We start from the raw sequence: 19,263 nt of genomic DNA, 5'->3' as shown, positions 1-19,263 counted from the left end.
CCTTAAAACCTATAACAATACCTAGTGGTAGAGGGAGTAAATTACTCCCTTTCTCTTTGCAAAACGTCGAGTTTGTGCTAAACACTATACTGGATTTAATCATCCTGAAAAAAAGTGGTGTGAACAATGTGCGGAATTGTCGGATATATAGGCACTCAAGCAGCGACAGACATTTTACTGGCTGGGCTGGAAAAACTAGAGTACAGGGGCTATGATTCTGCTGGAATCGCCACTATTTGGGAAGGTGAAGTAAATTGTGTGCGGGCAAAGGGAAAACTCCATAATCTCCGTTCTAAACTAGAACAGATAGAATCCCCCGCCCAAATTGGTATTGGTCATACACGCTGGGCAACTCATGGTAAACCAGAAGAGTATAACGCCCATCCCCATTTGGATACGGCAAAGCGAGTGGCGGTGGTACAAAATGGCATTATTGAAAACTACCGCGAGTTACGCGAAGAACTCAAAGGAAAAGGACACCAGTTTCTTTCTGAAACCGATACTGAAGTCATTCCCCATTTAATAGCCGAATTTTTAAAGAATCTTTCTCCCTCATCTTCCTCATCTCCCTTCCTAGAAGCGATTCGCCAAGCTGTTAACCACCTAAAAGGGGCATTTGCGATCGCAGTTATTTCTGCTGATTTCCCTGATGAATTGATTGTTGTTCGTCAACAAGCACCTTTGGTAATTGGTTTTGGGCAAGGGGAGTTATTTTGTGCGTCTGATACGCCTGCGATCGTTGCCTACACCCGTGCGGTGCTACCTCTGGAAAATGGCGAAATTGCCCGCCTCACTCCTTTGGGCGTTGAGATTTACGATTTTGCTGGCGACAGGTTGAAAAAACAACCCCGGCTGCTCAACTTCAATCCTGCGTTGGTAGAAAAGCAGGGATTCAAACACTTCATGCTCAAAGAAATCCATGAGCAACCAGGGGTAGTAAGAGCTAGTTTAGACGCTTACTTTAATAATTTTGGAGAATCTAGCGAATCGCCGATCAATCTTGGTTTACCTGCGGATTTATACAACAATTTAGAACAAATTCAGATCGTCGCCTGTGGTACGAGTTGGCACGCAGCATTAATCGGAAAATATTTAATCGAACAATTAGCAGGAATTTCAACTCAGGTACATTATGCTTCTGAGTATCGCTATGCACCATCACCCGTGACGGCTAACACATTGATCATTGGCGTTACCCAATCAGGTGAAACGGCTGATACTCTAGCAGCTTTGGCAATGGAAAAAGAACGTCGCCAGGGGAAAGAACCCCAATATCAAGGGCAACTACTGGGCATTACCAATCGCTCCGAAAGTAGCCTTGGTGATATGGTGCCGAATATTATCAGTACTCTAGCGGGAATTGAGATTGGGGTAGCAGCGACGAAAACTTTTACTGCTCAACTGATGGCGTTTTATGCTTTGGCATTGGATTTAGCTGCTCGTCGCCAGACAGTTTCAAAAGACACGTTAGAGAAAATTATTAATGGGTTGCGGCAGATTCCCAAAGAAATTGAGGCAACTTTAGAAACTCAGGAACGTTTAACCGAACAGCTAGCCCATGAATTTGCTGAAACCAAAGATTTCATTTTTGTGGGAAGGGGAATTAATTTTCCTATTGCTTTGGAGGGGGCTTTGAAATTAAAAGAAATCAGCTACATTCACGCCGAAGGGTATCCGGCTGGAGAGATGAAACATGGCCCGATCGCACTTTTAGATGCGAAAGTACCAGTAGTTGCGATCGCAATACCTGGTAGTGTGTACGAAAAAGTTATTTCTAATGCCCAAGAAGCTAAAGCTAGAGATTCTCGCTTAATTGGCGTGACTCCCGTCAACGATGGTGAAGCTGCGGAAATCTTTAACGATCTTCTTCCCGTTTCTGATGTAGAAGAGTTACTTTCTCCGATTCTGACAGTAGTTCCTTTGCAATTATTGGCTTATCATATTGCCGCCCGTCGCGGTTTGGATGTCGATCAGCCAAGGAATTTGGCCAAGTCTGTAACGGTGGAATAGTCTATTTATAGTAGTAGCGTCTGGGCGCTACTACAAGCCAATGTGCAATTCTTCATAATTTTTTGAGGATTATCTCAAAAAAACCTTTGTTGTAGTCATTGTAAAAATGAGCTAGTCTAGCTAATCGGGCTATATATGGCAAGAAGAGGAGGTAAATGGTTAGCAGCATCTCTACAGTGGATCTGTTTTGTGGTGCTGGAGGACTAACTCATGGGTTTGAGCAAGCGGGTCTTCCAGTCAAAGCTGGATATGATATTGATCGAGCTTGTAAATTTCCATACGAGCACAATAATAAAGCAAAATTTATACTGCAAGATGTAGAACATCTTAGCGGTTCTGATCTGGCAAAGCATTTTTCTGGCAGCAGCATTAGAGTTTTAGCAGGATGTGCCCCTTGTCAACCATTTTCAAGTTATTCAAGACGTTACAACGATAAAGAATCAAAGTGGAAGCTATGCCGTGATTTTGCTCGTCTGGTAGAAGAATGTGAACCAGAGATTATTTCAATGGAAAATGTGCTTCAGTTAAAACACCATCCAGTATTTCATGAATTTATCGATAAATTAGAAAATTTAAACTATTTTTTGGAATCTTATGAAGTTAACTGTCTAGATTATGGAATCCCTCAATCTCGAAAGCGATTAGTTTTACTGGCTTCAAAATTTGGCAAAGTTAACTTAATTCCACGAACACATGATGCAGAAAGATACGAAACAGTAAGAAAAGCTATTGAACATCTTGAACCACTTTCTGCGGGTCAAAAATCTAAGATAGATCGACTCCATCTATGCAGTAAACTATCTCATCTGAATCTTTGTCGTATTCGTGCCTCAAAACCCGGAGGAACTTGGCGAGATTGGCCTAAAGAATTAATTGCAGAATGCCACACAAAAAAGAGTGGTAAAACTTATCCTGGGGTATATGGTCGGATGGAATGGGATCGACCTAGCCCGACTATTACTACACAGTGTTTTGGATTTGGTAACGGTCGTTTTGGACATCCTGAACAAGATAGGGCTATATCTCTTAGGGAAGCAGCATTACTACAAAGTTTTCCAGCAAATTACGAGTTTGTCGCCCCCGATGAGGCTTTAGGGTTAAGTCATATAGGGCGATTGATTGGAAATGCTGTTCCTGTTAAACTAGGCGAAGTTATCGCTCAAAGCATACTTAATCACCTTGAAGTTGTCTGTTAAGGATTTCCTCTAATAGATAAATCCAATTAGTCCTTATTAACTAAATACTTTTCAATATTTTGTAGAATTTCTCTCAAATATCTAATCACTTTACTCTTAATCTTTAAAAGCTCATCAGCAGTTTTGTCTCGTCCTACCTCTGCAAAAGATTTAAAGCCATGTGCCAAAAGATTTCTGTTTGTTTTAATAGTTACTAAATCACTCCCATGTCCTGTTTTAGCATAGTCAGTTGTATGTGAAAATCCATACTCATCCGCCGTAGTTCTGATTAGTTTTCCATCAATATTGCCTGAGAATAGATTTTCTTTATCAAATCCAGCAGTAATAATATCAATAGAGATAGCTGTGATGCTCGAAAATATTTTATCAGGATTTCGTTTTTTGAGGTTTTGAAGGACTATTTTCTTGAGTTCAGGTCTAATTTGATCGTAGGAAACCCCTTTACTGCTAAGTTCACCAAATATTGTTTCGACCGCATTTCGCATTGTTGCTTCCACCAGATTATAGAGCAATAAAAACCCACTTGCTTTCAAAGTTTTTATTAACTCAGAATCAATTTCTCTGATTTTTGGGTTTCCTTCTTTACCTTGCATACTTAATTTAGTAGTGCCCTCTTCTAATGTTTTCAAAAAAATAAAATATTTGCTTACTTCTTTAGAGCGTTCATTAAAATCCTGAAATAATGTACTGGTCATATTTTACCGAGAAGTTGATCGCGCACATACTCGATACGCCGAATTACTTTAGGTCTGGAGTTACTTGCATCTGATGTGGTGTAATCCTTAAATTCTGGTGAATCAAGCCAATTCATTGATTTAGGTTTAAGATTGCTTTTTTCTCTTAGAGCAAGTGCAACACCTACGGAAATTGCCTCAAATCTAATTCTTGGTGTTCTTACATGTCCTTCTTTTTTGCTAAATCCATTTGGCAAATAGTGTTCAACAAAATTTAACATTGCGTGAAATTAATTTCGCATACTTTCTCTATCTATTCCACTATGGTTATGTTTCTCTAAATATTCATTCAGAAAAAGATTAACGCGTCTTTCAAATTTATTATAGTTATCTAGGTACGCGAAGAAACGTAACACAAATTCCTCTGGTTCACGTTTATTAACAAGTGCTTCTGAGAATGGACATAGCTTGCGAAATTGAGGATCTTTCGCAAGTTCTTCAAGAAGATTAACAAATGGGCCTGGAGATATACCTCTACGCTTCTCCATGTCATTTAGTTCGACACTACCTGTATTGATGCGTTCAAACAGATCCCTTCTTGTTTCTTCATCAGCTTTATCCGTTAGTACAATCATCCGAATAGTTGCCCGATTGAAGCGTCTTCTTCGTGCCAATGGTAAATCTTTGAATTTAAAGTCGTTAAGTTTTTGTAGTTTGTCTAACTCACAAAGCTTTAACTCATTATTTATGAATCTGTCTAGTGTACGAATACGCTGAGTACCATCAACAATTTCTAACCGAGCTTCATCATCACTATCATCATCATCTTTTGGTCGTAAATCAGCAACAAAAATATATGGAATTGGTAGTCCTAGCATAATAGATTCAATAAACTTTGACTGCCGAGATTCTTCCCAAATCATCTCCCGTTGATAGTCTGGTATATATAACTCATTAATGTCCTCATTCAGCCCATCCCTATATTTTTGGACAAGTACTTCCACTGGATACTCTTTTGTATCATAATCAACTATTTTTTGTTTTTCACGAATTTCTGCTTCTGCTGCTTCTCTTTGCTCATCTGTAATTTCTGGTTCTGGTGGTGGTATATTTGGGGCTTTTGCCATCTTGCTCTCCAATTTGGATAGAGTAGATTTATCAGAGTAGGAAATACTTAGCAATTCATTCTATCACCTAGCATATTCACTCCCCTACTCGCAAGAACACTGGAGCGATCGCGAGTCAGATCCATAAAACAAATACCCAAGTGACGTAACACTGCGATCGCATAGATCACCAACCAAAATTACTGATTTGGCTGAAAGCAAAATATTTTTGAGAGATGCCTTAAAATACAAAGACGCAAAAGCGTCTCTGCACCTTTGCGTCTCTGCATGAAATTATTCTCTACTTACACCATCTCAGACGAAGCTTGCATCATCTGCTGAGGCTGCGGCTGGAACATGAACAACGAGTACACTACATCTCGGCGAATGTTAACCATCATATCCAAGAAGAGTTCGTAACCCTCGCTCTTATACTCAATTAGTGGGTCTTTTTGACCGTAACCACGCAGCCCCACTGATTCACGCAAGGCATCCATTTGTTGCAAGTGTTCCCGCCACAAAGTATCAATGCGTTGCAAGATAAAAAAGCGTTCCGCTTGGCGCATCAGTCCGGGTTGAACTTGGTCAATCTGCGCTTCTTTGAGGTCGTAAGCAATTCGCACTTGTTCGTGCAAGAAGGCTTTAATCTCGCCGACTGTGATATCTTCTAATTGACTCGCTTGTAAATCTGCTAGCAGATAAACGAATTCTTTGACTTTCTCAACCAACTTTTCTAACTCCCACTCTTCCGAGGGCAAGTCTATGTTGATGTAGTAGTCAACGATATCATCCATCGTTTTTTCAGCGTACTTGATTACCTGTTCTTTCAAATCTTGACCTTCTAACACCCGACGGCGTTCGGCATAAATAGCCCGACGTTGATTATTCATCACCTCGTCGTACTCAAACACCTGTTTACGAATGTCGTAGTAGTAGGTTTCGACTTTTTTCTGTGCGCCTTCCAAACTGCGGGTAAGCATCCCAGATTCAATGGGCATATCTTCTTCCACTTGGAAAGCATTCATTAATCCGGCAACGCGATCGCCACCAAAAATCCGTAGTAGGTTATCTTCTAAACTTAAGAAGAATCTTGTGGTTCCAGGGTCGCCTTGTCGTCCTGCACGTCCCCGCAACTGGTTATCAATCCGCCGCGATTCGTGGCGTTCTGTACCAATGACGTGCAAACCACCAATTTGCACTACCTCATCATGTTCGCGGGTAGTAAATTGCTCATATTCTTGCTTAACGCGGTTGTAAGCTTCCCGCAATTTCTGAATCACAGGGTCATCGATGGGAGCTTTTTCTGCCGCCACAGCTACCTTTTCTTCAGCTTCCAATTCTGGTAAGCTGCGATCGCCATACTCACGCACCGCAATTTCTACTGCATCTTTGAGTAGTTTTTCTGTTTCTTTGGTCAACTGGGTGGGGAAAATTTCTGGCGAAGCCCGCCAAGTTTTGACTTTCTTACCAGGGACAAAGCCTTGACCGCCACCATGTCCTGTAGGTAATCCGGCTGGTTTTTGCACGCTAAAGTTATCTTCATCTTCTGGCATGACAATCCGGGGCATGAAGTATTCCCGCAGTTTCAGACGTGCCATATATTCGGAGTTACCACCCAAGATAATGTCTGTACCTCTACCAGCCATGTTAGTAGCAATGGTGACAGCGCCTTTCCGTCCAGCTTGAGCGACAATTTCCGCCTCACGCTCGACGTTTTCCGGTCGGGCGTTAAGTAATTCGTGGGGAATTTCTAGTTGCTTCAGCAGGCGGCTGAGAAGTTCGGATTTTTCCACACTAGTGGTTCCTACTAACACAGGTCTGCCGAGTTCGTGCATTTCGGCACATTCTCTAGCGATCGCACCCCACTTGCCTGGTTCCGTCTTAAAGACCATATCAGACAAATCTTCGCGTCTGCGATCGCGGTTGGTAGGAATTACCGCAACTTCCAACTTGTAAATTTTTTCAAATTCCGGTTCTTCTGTTTTTGCCGTTCCCGTCATTCCACCGAGTTTTGGATACAGCAAGAACAGATTTTGATAAGTAATTGTCGCTAGAGTTTGAGTCTCTGGCTGAATATCTACGTGTTCTTTGGCTTCAATCGCTTGATGTAGTCCATCACTCCAACGCCGTCCAGGTAGTACCCGTCCAGTAAATTCATCGACAATTACCACTTCCCCATTGCGGACAATGTAATTTACATCCTTGAGGAAAAGTTCTTTGGCTTTAATTGCATTAAAAACGAAGTGCGCCCAAGGATCTTCTGGGTCAAACAAATCTGTGACTCCCAAAAGATTTTCCGATTCCGCAAAGCCTTCATCTGTCAATAGAACGTTACGAGCTTTTTCGTCTACATCGTAATGTTCATCTTTTTTGAGTGTAAAAGCTATTTCCGCGGCTTGCAGATATTTTTCTGTAGGTCTTTCCACCTGCCCGGAAATAATTAGGGGTGTCCGCGCCTCATCAATTAAAATCGAGTCTACCTCGTCAATTACGCAATAATTGAACGGGCGTTGCACCACATCTGCCATTGATGTCGCCATGTTATCCCGCAGGTAGTCAAAGCCTACTTCGCTGTTGGTAACATAAGTAATATCACATTCATAATTTTTCTGGCGTTCACTGGGAGTCATACTTGACTGGATTAGCCCCACACTCAGCCCCAAGAAGCGATGCACCTGTCCCATCCATTCCGCATCCCGACGAGCCAGGTAATCGTTGACTGTGACAACGTGTACGCCTTTGCCAGTAAGGGCATTTAAGTAACTCGGCAAGGTAGCGACTAGTGTTTTACCTTCGCCGGTTTTCATTTCGGCAATTTGCCCTACGTGCAAAATGATACCGCCAAGCATTTGGACATCAAAGTGCCGCAAGCCTAAGACTCGTCGTCCTGCTTCCCGAACAACGGCGTAAGCTTCTGGCAATATGTCATCCAGGGTTTCGCCTTTAACAAGCCGTTGTTTAAATTCGACGGTTTTACCTTTTAACTCATCATCAGAAAGAACCTTAATTTCTTCCTCTAAAAGGTTAATTTCAGTAACAGAAGGTTGATATTTTTTAAGCTTACGAGCGTTGGGGTCGCCCAACAAAAGTTTTAGCATGGCAGATTATAGAACTGAATCAAGGGGGATGGGAATTAAAGGCTCGGCATTGATTATAAACATTTAACTCAGCCCAACCGTCTCGGTCGTGGATGGGTGTGAAATGAGAATTACCTCAAAAACAGGAGAAAAACTAGCCAATCAGTTTACTAAATGATTGGTTTTAACTCTTATCTTATATTTACTCTTTCTTCATAGTATCATTTTGCCCTCAGATGGGACCAGAGAGGGAGTAAGGGAAGAGAGTTATGAGTTATGAATTTTTCAACTCCTAACTTCTAACTCCTCATTCCTAATTCCTCACTTCCATTCAGCCGTCAGCTGACGAAAATTGTAATCACTAGCACTGGGATGACAGCTGACACAACTGCCAACCTGCACGGGACGTGGTAATTGAACTCCTGGATGCAAAGCTTTAAAATAACGCGAGTTATTGAGGCGATACGGTGTTTCTTCGTCGTCTAGCTGGATACGGGAGAAAGTCGAAAGATATTTCCACACTAAAATGCGTGGCGGATCGACTAAAGGCTTGATTTGTGCGCCGTAGTGTTGGGAATCTTGCAGGAGATTTTTCCAAGTTTGGGTAGGTAAAGCGGCTGGTGGGATGCCAATGTGGCATGTGGAACAGTTTTCCAAATACAGTTCTTGCCCCAGTTGGTATTGTGCAGGCACTACGTCAACAGTACCAATTTCAGCGGTGGGAACAGCACTTTGGGCGTTAGTTGCCAAGGCTAGAAGCCAGCCCATAGCTAAACTCCACATTACAATTACCAAAAGTAAACCGAAAAATTGGCGTTTAAATTCACGTTCGGCGCTTTGGCGTAGCGTTTGGCGATCGCCTGATAGCGATCGCATTTCAGCATCGCGGGATTTGCGCTTAACAAAAATTGACATTCCTCACATTCCCAAATATTCAGAAGTGGCGCTTGTGCTAATCATAAGACTTACGCAGTCTTGGCAGTGTTTCAGATTTTGCGTAAGTATTTTCGGTAAGCAACGCATCTTTACATATCCGCAACAGTTTTAACCTGACTCACTAGAAAAATCAGCCATAATATCCTGGATGTCAATTGCACCAATATCTTCTCGCTCAGACTTGGAATAAATCGTTAGTAGCAAAATACTTAATAGGTAACTCAAATTGATAAATCAATCGGTATCCAGCACTCTTACCTTTTTGAATACTACTATTACGATTAAGGAATAGAAACTGATCGCAATAATCGCTCAACAACAGTTCTTGAATTGCGTCCTCCTCTAGGAATAAGGCGATGGCAAAGAACGTGAGGGACGAGAAATTTCACATCATCGGGAATGGCATAATCACGCCCTAATAGAAAAGCCAGCGCTTGGGCAGCCCTTTGTAATGCTAAAGTGCCACGCGGACTGACACCAAGGGCGATTTCCTCATCTTGGCGTGTTGCCCGTACCAATTCGAGAATGTACTGTTGCAAAGAAGTTGCCACTTTTACTTGAGAGCATAAGTAACGTAATTCTTGTACTTCTGCCAAGGTAATACAAGGCTGCAAATCAGCAACCTTCACACCATTTTGGAGATTTTGCAGCATAAGCAGTTCTTCTACCTCGGAAGGATAGCCTAAACTTAGCGACAACATAAACCGATCCATTTGCGCTTCTGGCAGGGGAAAAGTACCTTGATACTCGATAGGGTTTTGAGTGGCAATAACAAAAAACGGCTGGGGAACTGCACGAGAGACACCATCGACTGTTACCTGATGTTCTTCCATAACTTCCAGCAAAGCTGATTGAGTGCGGGGTGTAGCGCGGTTGATTTCGTCAGCTAGTAATATATTGGCAAAGATTGGCCCAGGAAGATAAGTAAATTCGCCGCTTTTTGGGTTCCAGATGTTGGTGCCAGTTATATCCGTTGGCAGTAAATCGGGGGTACATTGTAGCCGTTGAAACTTGCCATCCAGTGAACGAGCTAGAGATTTAGCGAGGAGAGTTTTACCAACACCAGGAACATCTTCTAGGAGGGCATGGCCACCACCTAGGAAGGCGACTAGCACTAAGCGTATTGCCTCAGCTTTGCCAACGATGGTAAGAGCCAGATTTTGTGTTAAAGCGTCGATTTTTTCTCTCATGCGTTGTGGGGAGTGGGGGAATGAGGGAAGAAGCAAGGGAGAAGGGAGCAGGGAGCAGGGAGCAAGGGAGAAGAGTTTTCCCCTCTGCCCCCCGCACCCCGACCCTCTGCCTCTTCTCCATGCCCAATTTCCCTAAATACATTGTTCCCACTCAGAACTCCTAACTTTTAACTTTGCGCTTTAGCACTGAAAATTTCTTTGGCAACAACGCAGTCAAGTTGGATTTGGGTTTTCAGGGCTTCTAGAGAAGCAAATTTTTGTTCAGGGCGCAAAAATTTCACTAGTTCCACAGCCAATTTTTTGCCATACAAATCACCAGACCAATTGAGTAAATGTACTTCTGCCGATGAATCAGTACCGTTTACAGTTGGGCGATTACCGATATTCATTACGCCTAAGCTCTCATTAAGAGCGGTATCTAATGTTTCAGTGAGCGTGAAAACGCGAACAGCGTAGACTCCTTGGCGGGGCAAAAACTTTTCTTTTGGTAGTTGGAGGTTGGCGGTAGGAAAGCCAATTGTTCTGCCTAATTGTTGACCTTGGACGACTACACCAACCAGAGTGTAGGTGCGTCCTAGTAGTAGATTTGCGTTTTCGATGTCGCCGTTTTCGAGGGTTTGGCGGATCAATGAAGTGCTAATAGGGACATCCTGGCTTGGAGTAGTGGTGACACAACTGCTTTCTATAGGCGAGTCACCTGTATAAGTTTGCAAGGGAACGATAGTAACGGGGATATTGTACTTGGCAGCGAGTAATTGCAAATCCTTGGCAGTACCACTTCGCTTTTCGCCAAAACAAAAATCTTGCCCAATACTAATTCTTTGGCATTGTAGTTGTTGCACGAGAATTTTGTCGACAAATTCTTCGGGAGTCAAAGCCGATAATTCTTTGTCAAAGGGTAGTAATACCAGTTGCTCTACCCCAAGCGATCGCAATTGTTGGACTTTTTCATCCAGCGGCGTTAACAAAGTCCGGGGTCGCCCTGTAAAGAACTCCTGTGGATGGGGGTCAAAGGTGACAACTGTTGAGTAAGTATATTCTTGATTTGTTAGTTGTTGATTTTCCTTTGACTGCGGACTACTAGCTCCTGACAAGTTATCACCAGCGTGCAAGACTGGTTGAATTACTCTTTGATGCCCAAGATGAACACCATCAAACTTGCCAAGGGCAACAGCAGTCGGCGTTAGCAGCCCTTCGCTCGAAGAAGCAACCCGCACAGAACACCCATTTTTAGACAAATTTAGCACGTGGATTCTGAGATTTTAGGTTTATTTTAGCTATCAGCAGGAAGCTACCCTATGGTAAACCGCCTTGAGGAGGACATTCACTAACTGCCCATAAGGTTTTGTGCGATCAGCCAAAAGCCTAACCCAGGGGAAGTTCCCCAAGATGATTTCTTGTGCTATCACCTTGAGAGCTAATCGCTAAGTCTAGATAACCTCAAATAGCAGAGCTAAAAAGGCTCTAGTGCTGCATTGAGGTTACAACAAGTTTTTATCCTCCAATCAGCGGCAAGAGAGGGTATCTGGGCTGTGTTGGTAGAATCGATAGAATGTGTCCTCCTGTTGTCGCCCTTATCCTGTGTCGGCGCTTTGACAACTCTGGGCAGCGCTGTCTCACTGTGCAGCCAACAGGTACGCTCTCGCGCTGAAAGCTTCTGATCACCAATCTAATCTAAAATCTCCAATTCCTCCGACGCAATCTTTAACTAGAAAACTTACTAACAGGAAAAGATTCTGATAAGACAACTGAGGTAGGAATCTGAAGTACCATTCCTTCCCGTGCCATAATAGCGCCAGGAAATTTCGCAGATGCTTGTTTGCCTACACGATCTAAAAAGTCGTCATTGTGGGCGGGGTCGTGGTGGTAAATTACTAGAGTTTTGACATTAGCAGCTTGTGCCACTTTCACCGCTTCTTGCCAGGTAGAATGTCCCCAGCCAATTTTTGGGGATGTTGGACAATGATATTCTTCATCTGTATACGTAGAATCGTAAATTAAAATGTCGGCATTACGAGCTAGCCACAGCACATTATCATCAAGTCGGTCGGGAAAATGTTCGGTATCAGTGATATAAGCAACAGCACCACCATGCCAGTTGACGCGGTATCCTACAGCTTCTCCTGGATGGTTTAAAGGTGCTGTTTCTACAGTGACATCATCGATGTGGATTGGTTGCCCTGGTCGAATGTCGTAGAAATTTAAATTGGCTTGCATAATCTGCAAGGGTACAGGAAAGTTCGGATGCAACATTTGATCGTTGAGGCGCTGTTCTATGGTAGAACCATCAGGTGCGATCGCGCCGTAGATATGAAAGTCATTTCCCTTTACAAACCCTGGGCTAAAGAAGGGAAAACCCTGCATGTGATCCCAGTGAGAATGGGTAAAAAATATGTGAGCTTCTAACGGCATTTGGCGCAACATAGATTGCCCCAAAACATGTAGTCCTGTGCCAGCATCGAAAATTAAGCGTTTATCGCCCGCTTGCATTGATATGCAAGGGGTATTACCGCCGTAACGAACAGTGTGTGGCCCTGGACTGGGGATGCTGCCGCGAACGCCCCAAAATTGCACGGTAAATTGGTTCTCTATCCTAGACATGGGTGTTGCTTGCTGGACTGAGCGGGCGATAAATGAAATAATTGTTACTTATTTTGTCTAAGTTTGTACTGTCTCACCGATTTTGGTAGAGGGAGGATTTCTTGGTAAAACAGCATACCCTGTTTCTGGCTGATTGTGTAAATGTGAATGAAATCCTGTAACTTAGAATTTTCCCGGTTTTGGGACGGATGTGTATCGCTTATTTCAAGAGTGTCCCTACGTTATAGCCTACATTTTTCTCTGATGCATTTGAATAACTCCAGTTTTGTCCTGATTCATCAAATGATTCACAGAAAATTAAATTCCCAATCAGACAATTTATCTAGTCCAGTTGCGTAAGTAAGATTGTATTGCAACGGGGTAATACTGATGTAGTTATTACGTACAACTTGTACATCTGTCGGTACATTTTGAGGCAGATTTAACCCAGATGGGGGTTCTACATCCTCAATGACTTCTCCGGTTAGCCAATAGTACGTTTTTCCACGAGGATCAACTCGTTTATCAAACACATCAATGTAACGCCGTACTCCTTGACGAGTGAGAGTAACACCGGCAATTTCTTCCCATTTGACCGCAGGAACATTGACGTTGAGCAACATTAAATCTGGCAGTGGTTTTTGGGCTAAATGGTCTACAAGAATTTTGGCAAACTTAGCAGCAGGTTGAAAGTCTTTAGATGTGTGACTAATAAGACTCAGCGCTACACTGGGAATACCTTCAATTAGACCTTCCATTGCCGCAGAGACAGTACCGGAATATAAAATTTCAGTTCCCAAATTTGCACCTTGATTAATGCCAGATAGAACCAAATCGGGGGGAGTATCTAGCAAAGCCCACAGCGCTAATTTGACGCAATCTGAAGGCGTACCATCGCAAGCCCAAGCTTTGATAGCAGGATGAAAAATCCCTTCAACAATTTCGGCGCGAATGGGTTGGTGTAAAGTTAATCCGTGTCCAGTTGCTGATCGCTCCCGATCTGGGCAAACTACACTAACATCATGGCCTGCCTCTGCCAAGTAGTTGGCTAGGGTACGAATCCCCAAGGCAGAAATGCCATCATCGTTGCTAATTAGTAATTTCATAGTCATTGGTCATTCGTTATTAGTTATTAGTTGTTTGTTATTAGCGATTTGTCAATGTCCGAGGTCACAAGCGGCAAAAAAACATACATAATCACTAGTACAGTGTGGCGGAACTTTGCCTACCTTTAACAAGGGGTTTTAAGCTCCTTGTCTAGTTAACCGAGATTTTAGTTGAATGATACTAGACAGTTATTAAGCTGTTAACAGGATTTATGTCAAGCTGTACTAGTCCTGCAAGGCAGAGTTCAAAATTAAAAATTCGTCTGGGAAAGTTATGATGGTCGTAAACCTCCCTTCATATTTTCCGCAAAATTCAAACTAGGTATACAGCGTAAGCGTTTTATTGATTTGGAATCAGTGAAGCTGTACTAGCCCAATCTTCTCTAACTGATAAACAGAGGTTTGATTTTTACCCTCACCTTTCGCTGATGTTAATGGCATAGCTGTAAGTTGATTTATCGAGCAGCTTACAGCTTTTAAATATAGACTAATGACTAATGACCAACGATTAATAACTAAATGACTAGCAATTTAGAAGCTCAACTTTTAGCACTGCGGCAGGAAGGAGAAAAAGCGATCGCAGCCGCCGAAACCCTAGAACGTCTGGAAGAACTCAGAGTTAACTATCTGGGTAAAAAAGGTGAACTAGGGGCACTGTTGCGAAGTATGGGGCAGATGAGTGCAGAGGAACGGCCAAAAATTGGAGCGATCGCCAATACAGTCAAAGAATCTCTGCAAACTAGTCTAGACCAGCAACGCATCGCCCTGGAAGCCGCGCAAATTCAGGTACAACTAGAAGCGGAAACTCTAGATGTGACTATGCCGGGAATTTACAGCCCTCAAGGTCGCATTCATCCCCTCAATGGAATTATCGACCGGGCGCTGGATATCTTTGTCGGTATGGGCTATACCGTGGCTCAAGGGCCAGAGATGGAAACAGATTATTATAATTTTGAGGCTCTTAATACCCCGCCTGACCACCCCGCCCGTGATATGCAGGATACCTTCTACCTGCCAGATGGCAATCTCCTCCGCACTCATACCTCGTCAGTGCAAATTCGTTACATGGAAAGAGAAGAACCACCGATTCGCGTTGTGGCTCCAGGGCGAGTTTATCGGCGAGATAATGTAGATGCGACTCACTCGGCTGTTTTCCATCAAATAGAACTTTTAGCCATTGACGAGGGACTAACTTTCACAGACCTCAAGGGCACAATTAAAGTATTTTTACAAGCAATATTTGGTGATTTGCCTATTCGCTTCCGCGCCAGTTATTTCCCGTTTACTGAACCTTCGGCTGAGGTAGATTTGCAGTGGAATGGGCGCTGGTTGGAAGTGATGGGCTGCGGTATGGTCGATCCAAAGGTACTTAAGTCTGTGGGTTATGACCCAGAAGTTTATACAGGGTTTGCTGCGGGTTTTGGTGTAGAACGCTTTGCAATGGTGTTACACCAAATCGATGATATTCGTCGATTGTATGCTAGTGATTTGAGGTTTTTGCAGCAATTTTAGGGAAGCGATCGCTTTAAATAATCAGGCGTTTACTAAATTTGCAAAAGTCAATTGGATGAAAATAAAACCACAGATAAATACTCGTGAATTATCTGTGGTTTTAAATAATAGATCGGGATTGATGAATTTGGTAAACCATCAACCAGCATCTCAAACTATCCCCATTGCCCAATGGCAGAAATAAGAAATGATTTTAGCTTTTCATAGATAGAATTTTATTTTATTTCTTTGCGCGAATTTACTTTCCGCTCTAGTCTGATGACCGAATGAACATATCTTTCAAAACATCCTTCTAAATTGGCTCCTTTGAAGTTGACTTCTTTCAATTTGGTTTTCTTTAAATTGGCTCCTTTCAAATTGGCTCCACCTAAATTTGCATCCCACAAACTAGCTTTACTCAGATTTGCTCCCTGTAAATTAGAATATGTTAAGTTTGTATCCCACAGTCTAGCTCCTTGAAGATTTACTCTTTGAAGGTTAGCTCTGCTTAAGTTGGCATCCCTCAGATTAGTATTTTGTAGGTTTGCTCCTTCGAGATTAGCTCCATAAAAATTGATACCACTTAAGTTTGCTCGATTTATTTTATAAATTTATCAGGTGTCCTAACGGTATAACTTCTGAGAATTTTAAACAAGCATTAACAGAATATGAAAATGAATTTATAAAAAATCCTAACATCATAGATCCATTTGGCATTTAGCGATTTTCCGGTTTAGCAAAGCCATCTCCTTCATCGCTGGAAATTACATATTACTCAGCTAAACCAGCCTCCTGCTGACCAGAACTATTGGTAAACTAAAGGCAATGCCAGTTCTGCTGAGTGATTCGTTCTATGTTTGCTGAAACCTCCTCGCGGTACGTGACGCGCAACCCTGAAATTTTGAGTGGAGAGCCAATTATTATAGGTACTCGCACATCTGTTCGTGCAATTGTCGGTTTGTGGCGATTGGGGATTATGCCAGAAGAAATCCTGAACCATTTGCCACATCTGACGTTGGCACAAGTGTTCGATGCCTTGAGTTTTTATCTCGATCATCAGGCAGAGATTAATGAATACATTGAGCGAAACCGAGTACCCAATGAATTAATACATCCGTCTGTAAAAGCTATATTGGGGACATTGTGACGGTTTTTGCTGCACTTTACAGTGATGAGGATATGTCAGCATTGGTTGCTAGACTGTTGCGATCGCGCGGTCTGGATATCACAACTGTTTCGGAACAAGCAACACTTGGAAAAACTGACCGTGAACAACTTGAATTTGCAACTTCTGTAGGCAGATGTATTCTGACACATAACCGTGTCGATTTTGAGCGATTACATCTCCAATATATAGAGGAGAATAAAGAACATTTTGGGATTATCGTTGTGCCTCAGAAAAACGCTTATGAAGTCGCACAACGGATTGGGATTCTGGTAAGCACACTAACGGCTGATGAAATTAGGAATCAGTTGTTGTATGGATAAATCCTTCCAAATTAAAAATATTCAGGTGGTTAGCGAATGACACTAACCACCATGCGTGAAACTTTATTTCACTATTCCTGAATGACCGGGTATATCTGTCAAAGGTTCAAATCTGCCGTCTAAGTATTTGGCGAGAAACTCTTCTGCGATCGCAAAGAAATGCAACCGATTTTCTGGTCTGGCAAAACCATGTCCTTCATCTGTGTAAAGTGCATATTGCACTGGCAAACCAGCTTGTTGCATGGCGTTGACAATTTGATCGCTTTCTGATTGTTTGACTCGCGGATCATTTGCACCTTGACCGATAAGTAAAGGTTTTTGAATTCGGTCAGCAAAGAATAAAGGCGATCGCGATTTCAGAAACTCTTCTTCTGTCTCTAAATTACCGACGCGATGATAAAGCATTGCCTTCAATGGTTCCCAATAGGGCGGTATAGTTTCTATCAGGGTAATTAGGTTACTCGGCCCGACAATATCCACACCAGCAGCAAAGATTTCTGGTGTAAATGTTAACCCTACTAGAGTGGCGTAACCTCCATAAGAACCGCCCATAATCGCAATCTTTTGAGGGTCGGAAATACCTTTTTCTACTAGCCAGTTAACACTATCAATTAAATCATCGTGCATTTTGCCAGCCCATTCCCGATTCCCAGCATTCAAAAATGCTTTACCGTAGCCAGTGGAACCGCGAAAATTCACTTGCAGAACAGTATAACCCCGATTAGCTAGCCATTGCACTAAGGGAGAGAAACCCCAAGTATCCCGCGCCCAAGGGCCACCGTGAACCAGTAATACTGTTGGTAGATTTTGGGTAGGTATTCCCACAGGGGTTGTCAGGTAACTGTGGATAGTTAAACCATCCCGCGCTTCGTAGGAAATCGGTTGCATTGAAGCTAACTGCAACGCTTCGAGTTTGGGTTGGTCGCTAAAGAGGAAAGTGCTAGTTTTGGACTCTCGGTTGTAGGCATAGTAATAAACTGGCCCATTGTCAGTTATATAAGCTACTAGCCAGGTTTTATCTTCCAAGTCGCGGCTAATTATAGAGAATTCTCCAGGACGCACCTTGGCGATTTCCTCAAAATCTGCGGCGATACTCTGGTCAATTACCTGCCATTCTTGTTTATCTTTGTAGAAAGAAACTGCTTGGATAACTCGCGTCAGTGGCTGAATAATTATCCCTACGACATCATACTGCTCATCTTCAGCAATGACAGTTTCTTGACGGGTGTCTAAGTCGACAGCTAGCAGACGTTTGGCGTTAGCATCGTGATTCCCTTCAATATAAAGGGTTTTACCATCAGCCGAGAAACTTACAGAATTCCCTTCTTCTTCTGACCCCCAGTGGCGGAGAGTTTCCCACTGTTTATCTGGTTTCTGTAATAACAGGTCGTAACCACCATCGGGTGTGCTAGCTGTCGCTGCACGTATTTGGAAATCAGTGTCAGATGTCCAACTGATAATGTTACCGGGGTTGTCAGTGTCGAACTCCACTGCACCATTTTTTAGGTTGATGCGGTAAACATCAAACTTTTGGGGATTGTTCAAGTTCAAAGTTACCAGCATTTGATCTGGAAATTTAGGTTCCAGTTCCACGAGTTCGGCTTTTACTCCCTGGAATGGCGTTAAGTCACGCACAATTTTAGAGTGAATATTAACCAAGTGGAGGTGAAAGTTCTCGTCGCCATCCGAGTCCTGCATATAAATCAACTGGTCGGCGTTATAAGTCCAGAAGAAAATGCCGATACCGCGTTTTTTGTCGGCAGTTAGTATCTGGTCGTCTTCTTGCCCTACAGTTCGCAACCATACCTGCAAGACATTTTTCTCGTCAGGGGCAATATATGCCAAGTACTTGCCATCAGACGAGAGTTGCGGGCTGGTTTTTTCGGGATTTCCAAACAGAATTTCGCGCGGAATTAGCGGTGGTAGGGAGGGCGCTTGAGCAGATGACATATTTTCATCCTCTACTTAACTACCTTATTGTCACTTGGTTATGAAAATGACAATTCATCCTATTGGGTGAACCTCATTGGAGAATAAGGGATCTGACATTTCACGGTATCTGGAAAACCTCTCTCTAAATCTCTCTCCTAAAAGGAGAGAGACTTTAAATTTTCCCCCTTCCCTACAAGGGAAGGGGGTTAAGGGGTTAGGTTTTTCGTGGCTTTTCCACATAACGTGAAAAGTCAGAATAAGGGATAAGGTATTGATCTCCTAAACGAGTATTTGATACTTATAAACGAGGCTTTTAGCTCCGTTTATCCACCTTTTATACTCGTGAACGAGGCTTTTAGCTCCATTCATCCACCTTTTATACTCGTGAACGAGGCTTTTAGCTCCGTTCATCCACCTTTTATACTCGTGAACGAGGCTTTTAGCTCCGTTCATCCACCTTTTATACTCGTGAACGAG

General features: G+C 42.8%; 18 protein-coding genes. 6 read left to right on the top strand and 12 right to left on the bottom strand.

Translation table 11 applies throughout. The features are described 5' to 3' along the window. Positions 1–126: 126 nt before the first annotated feature. The gene (glmS, locus tag H6G97_RS26045) at positions 127–2,010 is read left to right on the top strand and encodes a glutamine--fructose-6-phosphate transaminase (isomerizing) (protein WP_190943501.1); all 1,884 of its coding nucleotides are present in this window, start codon (positions 127–129) and stop codon (positions 2,008–2,010) included. Positions 2,011–2,165: 155 nt separating this feature from the next. Beyond that, positions 2,166–3,206, top strand: coding sequence for a DNA cytosine methyltransferase (locus H6G97_RS26040; RefSeq protein WP_190943500.1), 1,041 nt, complete (start codon positions 2,166–2,168; stop codon positions 3,204–3,206). 26 nt (positions 3,207–3,232) lie between these two features. Here the strand turns inward: H6G97_RS26040 and H6G97_RS26035 are convergent, their stop codons facing one another. The 9 genes from H6G97_RS26035 to surE form a co-directional block, all read right to left on the bottom strand. After that, positions 3,233–3,901 carry an MAE_28990/MAE_18760 family HEPN-like nuclease gene (locus H6G97_RS26035; protein WP_190943499.1) on the bottom strand — a complete coding sequence of 223 codons (669 nt, stop codon included), beginning with the start codon at positions 3,899–3,901 and terminating at the stop codon, positions 3,233–3,235. Further along, positions 3,898–4,161: a hypothetical protein gene (locus H6G97_RS52905; protein WP_242055229.1), complete on the bottom strand. Its 264-nt coding sequence runs from the start codon at positions 4,159–4,161 to the stop codon at positions 3,898–3,900. Before H6G97_RS52905 ends, H6G97_RS26035 begins: the two co-directional genes overlap by 4 nt. Positions 4,162–4,170: 9 nt before the next feature. Further along, a complete protein-coding gene (locus tag H6G97_RS26030) occupies positions 4,171–5,007 on the bottom strand; it encodes a DUF262 domain-containing protein (RefSeq protein WP_242055227.1) in 837 nt (278 codons plus the stop codon). A gap of 284 nt (positions 5,008–5,291) precedes the next feature. Next, positions 5,292–8,084 (bottom strand): preprotein translocase subunit SecA, encoded by a 2,793-nt coding sequence (gene secA / locus H6G97_RS26025; RefSeq protein ID WP_190943498.1) that lies wholly within the window; start codon positions 8,082–8,084, stop codon positions 5,292–5,294. A 300-nt stretch (positions 8,085–8,384) separates the two neighbouring features. Continuing rightward, positions 8,385–8,978 (bottom strand): cytochrome C, encoded by a 594-nt coding sequence (locus tag H6G97_RS26020; RefSeq protein ID WP_190943497.1) that lies wholly within the window; start codon positions 8,976–8,978, stop codon positions 8,385–8,387. 302 nt (positions 8,979–9,280) lie between these two features. Further along, positions 9,281–10,189, bottom strand: a complete 909-nt coding sequence (locus H6G97_RS26015; RefSeq protein ID WP_190943496.1) for an AAA family ATPase — start codon at positions 10,187–10,189, stop codon at positions 9,281–9,283. A 167-nt stretch (positions 10,190–10,356) separates the two neighbouring features. Beyond that, positions 10,357–11,436, bottom strand: a complete 1,080-nt coding sequence (locus tag H6G97_RS26010) for a bifunctional riboflavin kinase/FAD synthetase (RefSeq protein ID WP_190943495.1) — start codon at positions 11,434–11,436, stop codon at positions 10,357–10,359. Between the two features lie 457 nt (positions 11,437–11,893). Beyond that, positions 11,894–12,790, bottom strand: a complete 897-nt coding sequence (locus tag H6G97_RS26005; protein ID WP_190943494.1) for an MBL fold metallo-hydrolase — start codon at positions 12,788–12,790, stop codon at positions 11,894–11,896. A 287-nt stretch (positions 12,791–13,077) separates the two neighbouring features. Beyond that, positions 13,078–13,875 (bottom strand): 5'/3'-nucleotidase SurE, encoded by a 798-nt coding sequence (gene surE, locus H6G97_RS26000; protein ID WP_190943509.1) that lies wholly within the window; start codon positions 13,873–13,875, stop codon positions 13,078–13,080. A gap of 519 nt (positions 13,876–14,394) precedes the next feature. Here surE and pheS point away from each other — a divergent pair. Beyond that, positions 14,395–15,387 carry a phenylalanine--tRNA ligase subunit alpha gene (pheS, locus tag H6G97_RS25995; protein ID WP_190943493.1) on the top strand — a complete coding sequence of 331 codons (993 nt, stop codon included), beginning with the start codon at positions 14,395–14,397 and terminating at the stop codon, positions 15,385–15,387. A 55-nt stretch (positions 15,388–15,442) separates the two neighbouring features. Next, positions 15,443–15,571, top strand: a complete 129-nt coding sequence (locus H6G97_RS54870; protein ID WP_277883333.1) for a hypothetical protein — start codon at positions 15,443–15,445, stop codon at positions 15,569–15,571. A gap of 31 nt (positions 15,572–15,602) precedes the next feature. On the opposite strand, the gene H6G97_RS56075 is transcribed toward H6G97_RS54870, so the two are convergent. Then, positions 15,603–15,968 (bottom strand): pentapeptide repeat-containing protein, encoded by a 366-nt coding sequence (locus H6G97_RS56075; RefSeq protein WP_422394219.1) that lies wholly within the window; start codon positions 15,966–15,968, stop codon positions 15,603–15,605. Positions 15,969–16,219: 251 nt separating this feature from the next. Here H6G97_RS56075 and H6G97_RS25985 point away from each other — a divergent pair, with 251 nt between their 5' ends. Then, a complete protein-coding gene (locus H6G97_RS25985; protein ID WP_190943492.1) occupies positions 16,220–16,513 on the top strand; it encodes a DUF433 domain-containing protein in 294 nt (97 codons plus the stop codon). Then, positions 16,510–16,854 carry a DUF5615 family PIN-like protein gene (locus H6G97_RS25980; protein WP_190943491.1) on the top strand — a complete coding sequence of 115 codons (345 nt, stop codon included), beginning with the start codon at positions 16,510–16,512 and terminating at the stop codon, positions 16,852–16,854. Before H6G97_RS25985 ends, H6G97_RS25980 begins: the two co-directional genes overlap by 4 nt. Positions 16,855–16,917: 63 nt before the next feature. On the opposite strand, the gene H6G97_RS25975 is transcribed toward H6G97_RS25980, so the two are convergent. Together H6G97_RS25975 and H6G97_RS51885 are read right to left on the bottom strand one after the other, a co-directional pair. Continuing rightward, positions 16,918–18,804 (bottom strand): S9 family peptidase, encoded by a 1,887-nt coding sequence (locus H6G97_RS25975; protein WP_190943490.1) that lies wholly within the window; start codon positions 18,802–18,804, stop codon positions 16,918–16,920. A 261-nt stretch (positions 18,805–19,065) separates the two neighbouring features. After that, positions 19,066–19,263: hypothetical protein (locus H6G97_RS51885; protein WP_206759130.1), on the bottom strand; the 198-nt coding region annotated here is incomplete at its 5' end.

Source organism: Nostoc flagelliforme FACHB-838 (genome assembly GCF_014698065.1).
GTDB lineage: Bacteria > Cyanobacteriota > Cyanobacteriia > Cyanobacteriales > Nostocaceae > Nostoc > Nostoc flagelliforme_B.
This window is presented reverse-complemented; position numbering and strand designations above follow the sequence as displayed.